8 protein-coding genes are annotated in these 8,248 nt (G+C 55.7%); 4 read left to right on the top strand and 4 right to left on the bottom strand.

The genetic code is table 11. The features are described 5' to 3' along the window. Positions 1-432: 432 nt before the first annotated feature. On the top strand, positions 433-1,944 hold the full coding sequence (locus tag V7680_RS14095; protein WP_335653902.1) for a lipopolysaccharide biosynthesis protein: 1,512 nt from the start codon (positions 433-435) through the stop codon (positions 1,942-1,944). Positions 1,945-1,987: 43 nt separating this feature from the next. On the opposite strand, the gene V7680_RS14090 is transcribed toward V7680_RS14095, so the two are convergent. After that, positions 1,988-2,416, bottom strand: a complete 429-nt coding sequence (locus V7680_RS14090) for a CBS domain-containing protein (RefSeq protein ID WP_335653901.1) — start codon at positions 2,414-2,416, stop codon at positions 1,988-1,990. A 119-nt stretch (positions 2,417-2,535) separates the two neighbouring features. Here V7680_RS14090 and V7680_RS14085 point away from each other — a divergent pair, with 119 nt between their 5' ends. Together V7680_RS14085 and V7680_RS14080 are read left to right on the top strand one after the other, a co-directional pair. Beyond that, complete coding sequence (locus V7680_RS14085) at positions 2,536-2,835, top strand: hypothetical protein (RefSeq protein WP_335653900.1); 300 nt, start codon at positions 2,536-2,538, stop codon at positions 2,833-2,835. Next, a complete protein-coding gene (locus V7680_RS14080) occupies positions 2,822-3,244 on the top strand; it encodes an acyl-CoA thioesterase (protein WP_335653899.1) in 423 nt (140 codons plus the stop codon). The genes V7680_RS14085 and V7680_RS14080 overlap by 14 nt, the downstream gene beginning before the upstream one ends. An 11-nt stretch (positions 3,245-3,255) precedes the next feature. Here the strand turns inward: V7680_RS14080 and V7680_RS14075 are convergent, their stop codons facing one another. From V7680_RS14075 to V7680_RS14065, 3 genes are all read right to left on the bottom strand, one after another. Then, positions 3,256-4,842 carry a DUF4139 domain-containing protein gene (locus tag V7680_RS14075; RefSeq protein WP_335653898.1) on the bottom strand — a complete coding sequence of 529 codons (1,587 nt, stop codon included), beginning with the start codon at positions 4,840-4,842 and terminating at the stop codon, positions 3,256-3,258. A 14-nt stretch (positions 4,843-4,856) separates the two neighbouring features. Further along, a complete protein-coding gene (locus tag V7680_RS14070) occupies positions 4,857-6,242 on the bottom strand; it encodes a DUF4139 domain-containing protein (protein ID WP_335653897.1) in 1,386 nt (461 codons plus the stop codon). Between the two features lie 64 nt (positions 6,243-6,306). Further along, the gene (locus tag V7680_RS14065) at positions 6,307-7,878 is read right to left on the bottom strand and encodes a DUF389 domain-containing protein (RefSeq protein ID WP_335653896.1); all 1,572 of its coding nucleotides are present in this window, start codon (positions 7,876-7,878) and stop codon (positions 6,307-6,309) included. A 160-nt stretch (positions 7,879-8,038) separates the two neighbouring features. On the opposite strand from V7680_RS14065, the gene V7680_RS14060 reads away from it, so the two are divergent. Further along, positions 8,039-8,248, top strand: a 210-nt coding sequence (locus tag V7680_RS14060; RefSeq protein WP_335653895.1) for a TetR/AcrR family transcriptional regulator, incomplete at its 3' end; no start/stop codon positions are given.

Below are 8,248 nucleotides of genomic sequence, written 5' to 3'. Positions count from 1 at the left end.
AGCCGTTCCTGCACAAATCTTTTTTACGTATATGGATACATATAAAGGACATGTTCGGTAACATGAGAAAACCGAAGCCTCCTCACGAAACCTATGGAACGACTTAACTTACCAGAGCACCGGAACCTTGAAGTTCCCGGGTCTGGGGCCGCCGCCCACATGTCCCTTCATCTATTATTACAATGTCAAAGAGCCCATCAAAACGCAGACAACGATTTTTCCCGCTATTGCTACCGGGGAGAACCGTTGTTTTACTAATTTTGACGACCAACACCGTGGGGCCCATGTGAGCCGCGTCGTGCTGATGAAAGGACCACTAGATGGATGACCCGATTCCGTCAACATAGTTTTTGCACTTTTGTTTCAAAAATATTCGTATTTGACCGCTATGGCAGATTCTCCGGCGATAAAGAGGCACCAAGACAGTAGATAATGTTGAACGAAACCGATCCATTGGTGGGCGATAGCAACTTCGGAAATCGCGTAAGAAGCGCCGTTTTCTGGCGTTCCGGAACCCAGATTCTGTCCCAGATCATAGCCTGGGGCTCGACGCTGGCGGTGATCCGCATCCTCAACCCGGAAGATTACGGCATATTCGCCATGACCCAGGTTGTTCTGGTTTTTCTGAGCTTCATGAACGGATATGGCCTCGCCAGTTCGATCATTCAGGCCGAGAAAGTCGAACCGGTCCAGATTCGGCAGGCCTTCGGGATGCTGTTGTTACTCAATGCCGGGATCGCGATTCTCCAATTGGTCCTCGCCTCCTTCGCTGCCGAATATTATCGCCAGCCGATCATCGCGGATCTGCTGAGGGTGCAGGCGCTCATCTTTCTGGCGACTCCTTTCATGGTCTTGCCCGAGGCTCTGATGACGCGGGACCTGCAATTCAAGAAGCCAGCGATCATCAATCTTATCTCGGCGGTGGTCGGCGCGAGCACAGCTCTCTATTTTGCTTACAATGGCTATGGCGTCTGGACTTTGGTCTATGCGCCGCTGGCAATTTTCTGGACCAGAGCCATCTGCCTAGTGATAGCGGTAAAATTCTATATATTGCCGACATTCAACTTCAAGGGCGCCGGCCCGATGTTCGGCTTTGGCGCGACCTTGCTCGCCAGCCATTTATTCTGGACCATCCAGAGTCAGTCCGACATTTTTATCGCCGGTCGCTTTCTCGATCCCCACGAACTCGGCCTCTATGCCGAAGCCTTGTTCCTGACGACAATCTTCGCTGCAAAATTTGTCCCGCCATTGAACGAAGTCGCCTTCCCCGCTTACTCCCGCTTGCAATCGGATCCGCGGGCATTGGCATGGTCATTTCTCAAGGCCATCCGGCTGATCATGCTGATCTCCTGCCCGCTATATCTGGGCATGGCGGTTACCGCCTATCCGCTGGTCGAGACATTGTTCGGGCCCAAGTGGACCGAAATGTCTCCCTTTGTCGCGATACTCGCTCTGGCGATGCCGGTGATGACGCTGCAAATCCTGTTCACGCCCGCCAATAATGCCCTGGGCCGCCCGCAGATTACGGCCCGGACCAACATGTTCGGCGCGGTCCTGATGCCTATAACATTTTTGATCGGCATACAATTCGGGATATACGGCCTCGCCTGGGGCTGGGTCATCGCCTTCCCGCTGCTGACGATTTTCACTTATTCGCAATCGCATCGCCATATCGGCATCAACGGTTGGGAAATTGCCAAGGCCGTATGGCCCGGCCTTTCGGCCTCTGTCGCGATGGCGATCATAGTCTATCTCGCAGATCAGATGCTGCCGGAGATGATCGTTTATGCCAAATTGGCAATATTGGTCGCGATCGGCGGCTTCTCCTATCTTGCTTTGCTCTATATATTGGCCAAGCCGACGCTGATGGAGGTCATAAACCTGATCGTCCGCCGCAAGCCGCCGAAACCGTCACCCGCAGAATTGGGGCCGGAAACTCTGTAGAGCGATTACGGTCCACATCACCGTCGCTCTTGCTGCCCGCGCTTCATGCCGACTGGATATAGTCTCGCATCGCCGCCGCTTCGCTTTCGATTTTATCGATCCTATATTTGACCAGATCACCAATCGAGACAAAGCCGACCAGTTCGCCATCTTCGACCACTGGCAAGTGGCGAATCCTTCTTTTGGTCATCAGCGACAGCGCGCCGATCGCGCTCTTTTTGCGATCTACGAAAATTACATCGGCGGTCATCACGTCGCGCACCACATGTTCCATCGCCGCTGCGCCGTACTTCCGGATGCAATGGAGAACATCGCGTTCGGAGAAAATGCCGACAATAGCTGCTCCATCGAGCACAGGAAGAGCACCGATGCGCTTCTCTCCCAATATTTCTACCGCCTGCGAAACCGACATATCTGCCGTGCAGCTATATATATCGCCGCTACGTCCCTGCAAAATAGAATGAATGGTCATCGTGCATCTCCTCCGCTCTGATTCTGTTTATTGCATCTCTATAGCATATTTTTGAAAGTCATTGGACTTGATGGTAACAGGATTAACGTCCAATGCACTGAAAACCAACGGAGTGTAGTTTGCCCCAGCCTTCCCGCCTTGATGACCCCCTCTACGCCAGCATTGCCTGGTCGCACTATTGGCGATTGATGCGAGGCATGGCGCTGTTCACGCTGATATGCACCGCGGCCACGTTGTCGGTGCTCTATTACTTACATGGCTGGGTCTCAATTCACTTATATATAGCCACTGCAGCGGGCATCGCCTTCGCGTTGATGCTGACGGCAGCGTTGATGGGACTGGTGTTCCTCTCGAGCGGCACCGGACATGACGAATCGATCGACGATCCGTTCTCACCGAACGGATATGATGATGAGTGATGATGATCTGGTCGCGCTGGCGAAGATGCAGCCGGTGTTGCGAGTCGCGCCGCAACCGCGTGACCTGAATAATAACGGCCATATATTCGGCGGCTGGGTATTGTCACAAATGGATATCGCCGGCGGAATCATGGCGGCCAGAGTCGCGCGCGGATCGACCGCAACGGTCGCCATTGAGGCGATGGAATTTATCGCACCGATCCTGTCTCGCGACCTGATTTCGGTTTATGCCCGGGTGGAACGGATAGGACGGACCTCGGTCGCGATCCGGCTCGACGTTATCGCTTCGCGCAATCTGGCAGAAGAGCAGGTGCCGGTCACCAGCGGATTGTTCACCTTTGTGGCTCTCGACGAGAACCATCACCCCAGAATCATACCGGAAGAATCGAAACAGAAATATCTAAAATAATAGCCTGATCGCTATTCGCGCAATTTAATCGCGTAGGAGAGTTTCGCTTCATCATTGGCCGGAACCGTCACCCGCCAGGTGGGGACGCCGTCAATTACGTCGATAGCTTTGACCCGACCGGAAATATCATAGGGAATTTCCATTTCAAAGCTGACCGGATGATCGCGCGCGTTGGTCACGACCGCCTGCCAGCTTGACTTGCGCTTGGATCGACGTGTCTCGATCACCGACAAGCGCACGTCGGACGAGCTGCCCACTTCGACCTCGATTTCGTTATTTATCGCCCGGTCGGGCAAGGCCCCTTCCCCCGCCAGTAGCGGCCCTACAAAACTATTCTCGAAAACCGCGACCCTGCCAGCCGGAAGCGGTACCCCCAGTCCATTGTCCGCATCGTTTTTGCTTCGCAGAATATAGCTGATCGCACCGCTATTTTCATTATAATTGCCGGCATTAGCAACATAGATACGTTCATAAGTAACGCCGGGCTGGACGATCATCGCTACCTGCTTCTGGCCCTTGGCGCTAACCGCAACCCGCTCGGGAACCCGATATAGTTTGAGATCGCCAAGATCCTCCTGCTCCGCGACCACAACCGCGACTGGCGACGCCATGTCCATCATTTTTTCACTCCGCCGCGTCGCAGTGACCATGATCTCTGCTCCCTCGTCGTGGTACATCATCGGCGCCGGAGCGGGCGGAGGCATCGGCGGGCGGGACAGGATATATCCCGGATTATAGGGAACCTGATCCGTGCGTTGCATCGGCCAGCAGCGGATGATCAGCGCGCCTCCGGTGGGACGCACCTGATCAGCCCGCCGTTCGCGATTGGGTTCTCCGGCAACCACCATCATATTGGCATTTTCAAAACTCTGGTTGCCGCCATTGGCCACCGTCAGCCAGGCGAACAGATCCATTTTGGCCTTCTCGCCCGCTTCGCGCTGCTTGACCGTCGCGATATAATTGGCCTGCCAGTCAAAACCGGAAGCCAGATAGGTCAGTGTCAGCTTGGCGGCCACCGCCTGCTGTGAGGTGGTCAGTATCGACAAGGTCGGCTTGGCAGACAGATCTGCAGGGATTTTCGAGAAGGTCATCCTTTCCGGCAGGCCTGTACAGCGCAGAGCCTCGAACCCCTCGTCGCTCTCGAAAATCACGCCGCCAGCCGGCCCTGCGGTGATGAACACATCTTGCGTGCGCGACACGCCGGTCGCTTTGTCGGTGCGGGTAATCGAGACCTCGCGTTTGAGATAGGCGTCCACAAGACCTTGGGGCGACAATAGACGCGCGTCGCGGTTCTTTTCCCGGACGCCATTGGGCAAGCCGGTCACCATTGCGCTTTCAGGGAACATTCCTTCGGACACGCCTTCGAAACGCACCGTTGCGTCTCCGGCGGGCAGATGCACCGTTCGGGTCTCGGTGATCAGCGCATAGCCTTGCGGCCAATTGGCATTAATCGCTCCATCCCCTCTTCCGGGCGCACGGTAGATGGTGATCGACACATCTGTGGGCTCAGCGGAGATGACAAGCTGCTGCGCCGCAAGCGGGCTGGCCTGCGAGCATAACGCCAATGCCAGTAAGGCCAGGAGCCGGGAGACGGTCATACCGCTCGAACCGATCAGTAACGGCTGTCGAAAGTCGCGGTCACCGTCACGCTGCCGTTGGCAGGTACATTGAGTCGCCATTCCACCTTGTCGGCCGACACCCGTTCGCTGGCCTGGCTTTCCTGTTCGATGCGGACGTCACCCCACAGTCCGGACTGGGCGAGGTCGACCGTGACCGCTTCAGGACGCGCATTGGTAACCTCGTAGCGCATTTTGCTCCGCCAGCGAGTGGACGAGCGGCGGGTGCGCTCCTCGACGACAGTCTTGACCTTCACGTCAAAGGCTTCGCCCGTGCGGATCGACATTGCCGAACCCATGGGCGTCGCCTCGATCTGGCTTTCGCCGATAAATTGCGGATCACCGCGCTTGTCGCGCATATAGACGCGCATGATCCCGGAAGGCAGCTGGTCACCCAGACCACCGGCTCGCGACGTCGAGAATTTGAGTACCGAATTGGCGCTGGCGGCATCGCGGGTACCCAGCCAGCTGTTCGTGAACTCGTAGACTTTGCGCGCGGGCGCTGCCGTCACATCGAGAAAACTGACCTGCTTCTGCTGGGCATTGGCGATCGTGGTCCGCTCGGGGAGCGGATAGAGATAATAATCGCCCAGCCGCTCACGATCATTGGATTCGGTTCCGGCGCTGTCAATTGTACCGGTCGGCCATTGCGGATAGCTGTTCCGCCCTCCGCCGCTGTTGGGACTGCCTGCGACCAAAAGAGTGTTGGCATTGCGATAATCGGTACCGCTATTATTGGTCAGCGTAATCCAGCCCTGGACATCGATTGTCTGCTTGGCATCGTCAAACAGGGTAACATAATCCGCCTTCCAGCCGAGCCCCGGAGTCAGGTAACTCAGCGTTGTCGGCACCTGCCCGCCCTCCGATTCCAAAGTTATCGAAAGGGTCGGACGCGCTCTCAGATTGGGTGGCACGCGATCAAAAATCACCCGCACCGGCAGACCGTCGTCGCGCAGCACTTCAATCGTATTCCCGATTTTCATCACCACGCCGCCATTGGCCGCGAGTATTTCTGCGCGCACCCTGGTTTCAGCACCTGTTGCCGGATTGGTGCGGATCAGAGTCACCGTCTGCCCCACCGCTTTCTCCATCAGCTTGGCGGGGGTCAGCAGATCAAAATCGAAATTCTGTTCAACAATGCCGATACCGGGACCGGACAGGGTTACTGTTTCCGCACGGATCTGCGCAGAAACATCGGGGAATTGCTGCTTGCTGCGGCCCTTGGGCAGGCTCAGATTACGAACATCCTGCACCAGTGCCTGATTATTATTGTAAATGGTAACCGAGACGGCACCCTGGGCCGATTCATCCGGTGAGGACTGGCTGATGGCTGGTGTTGCAACGCTCGCCAACAAAAGTCCGGTGAACATGAAATGCCGCATAGTCTGTCTCCCCTATCGAGAATATAAGCTAACCTATTGAAAATTAACCTCAGCTAAACGCCTGTCACTGCGCACCGACATTCTCTGTCGGGGCCAGCCACCGCAGCCTCACCCCGCCGTCTGGAATGACGATATCGGATTCTTCAGCGACGGTGATATTTTTGGCCGCCAGGGCTTGCTTCGCTACTTCCCTATTCGTAGCCGTCCCGTTCATACCCAGTGGCAGATTTAAACGTTGGGACGCCCATATTATCAGATCGAGATTGCGAGCCGATCCTTCTGTTAAACCACCATCGCTGATCGTCAGTTCCGGCAAAGCGACGGCTGGCGGCTGCAACTTTATTGTCCAGTTTTTGGCACCCGCGGCAACCCGCTGTTCAAGCGCGTAATAAGATGCAAGCGACGCACCCGGCAGTGGATTTGCGATGACCACGGCACGTCGTTTGGTCGTATCCAGCGTCACATCGTCCATCGGGACACCGGCGATCAGCGCGAGATTTTCTCTCAGCCTTGTGACCTGGATTTCCGCTTGCTGAGCCTGCGCCTGGGCCCTCGCCGCGGCCAATTCAGCGGACTGGGCATCATCCCCCGATTCCACCTTGAACTGGGTTATCTTCACCGCAATCAACTGGCCCAACGTACGACTTATCACCCTCGAGCTCTGTTCATTCGCGCCGGCCAGAATTTTGGGCGTGAAGACGGTTGCGTTCACAACGATCGGATCTGCATCAAAATCTATTTCGATCTTCGAAACGCTGGCGCGGTCGCCAAATTGATCCTTTATATAGCCGTTAGCAGACCGGGAGACATTCGCTTCCCAGGCAATCTGCTTGAGCGAGAAACCCAGCGGTATCGCAAGCGCAACAAATATGACTGTCATGATCGCGACTTGGACCTGTGATTGCCTTTCGGACAGAACCGAACGGAAGCCATAAAGACGCGCCATCCCGGTCGCAGTCAGGGCGATCGTCATCAAGTTGGTAAAAAACAGAAGCAGCGAACCGCCGAAGACCGACCAGTTGAATGTTGCTAGGCCAAAGCCGACCACTGCGAGAGGCGGCATCAAGGCCGTCGCGATCGCAACACCGACAATTGTGCCCATCCTCCCCCGGATCATCGCATAGGCACCTGCTAATGCCGAAAAGAGGGCGACTGCGAGGTCGAAGAGATTGGGTCGCGTGCGGGCAGCAATCTCGGCGGTGACCGTCTGGATAGGTGACATCGTCACCACCAGAGCGGCAAACAGGATGGAAATTATCGTTCCCAGCAGGATCGCCTTGCCGCTTTCCTTCAGCCAAGCTGAATCGCCAACAGCGAGCGCAAAGCCGGCCCCCATGATTGGCCCCATCAACGGTGAAAGCAGCATGGCACCGATAACGACGGCCGGGGAAGAAAGTAGTAATCCGAGTATCGCGATACCCGCGGACATTGACGTCATGAATGCGAAATGCGGAGTGAAGCTACTATCCTCGCGGACTTTGTCGATCACTGTCTGCTGATCGACTCCTGCGCGGACGGCAAGTCGCCACCAGCGACGAAACAATCGAATGCTGCCGGTAATCGGAGCCAGAGGACCGGAGGGTTTTTTTGTCCTGGTTTTTTTCGGACTGGCCGGATCAGCCTGATCGTTTGTCATAACAGTCTCTTAGCGTCCTGAAACCAACGCGAATAGAAAAACATTACCTGCGGCGTAATTGATAAATGAAGAATTTCGTCTTTTATCATGAAACCGTATCGCCTATATAAGGCACGGCAGCTATTTCGCCGAGCCAAGGAGCCTTTGCAGGAGCCAACCTATGCCCCGTCCCGAAACCGATATCGAAGCCACTCGCATCAGAATCATGGATGCTGCTGACCGGATAATCCAGGATAAAGGAGCGATCAGTTTCACGATGACCGACCTAGCGACAGCAGTCGGCATGTCGCCCTCCAACCTATACCGCTTTTTCGAAAGCAAGGACGCACTGGCCGAAGCGATGGCGGGAGAATGGTTTGCGGAACTGCTG

Origin of the sequence: Parasphingorhabdus sp. (genome assembly GCF_036963705.1) — a bacterium.
GTDB lineage: Bacteria > Pseudomonadota > Alphaproteobacteria > Sphingomonadales > Sphingomonadaceae > Parasphingorhabdus.
Note: the sequence above shows the minus strand (reverse complement) of the source record. Positions and strands in the feature narration are given on the sequence as shown.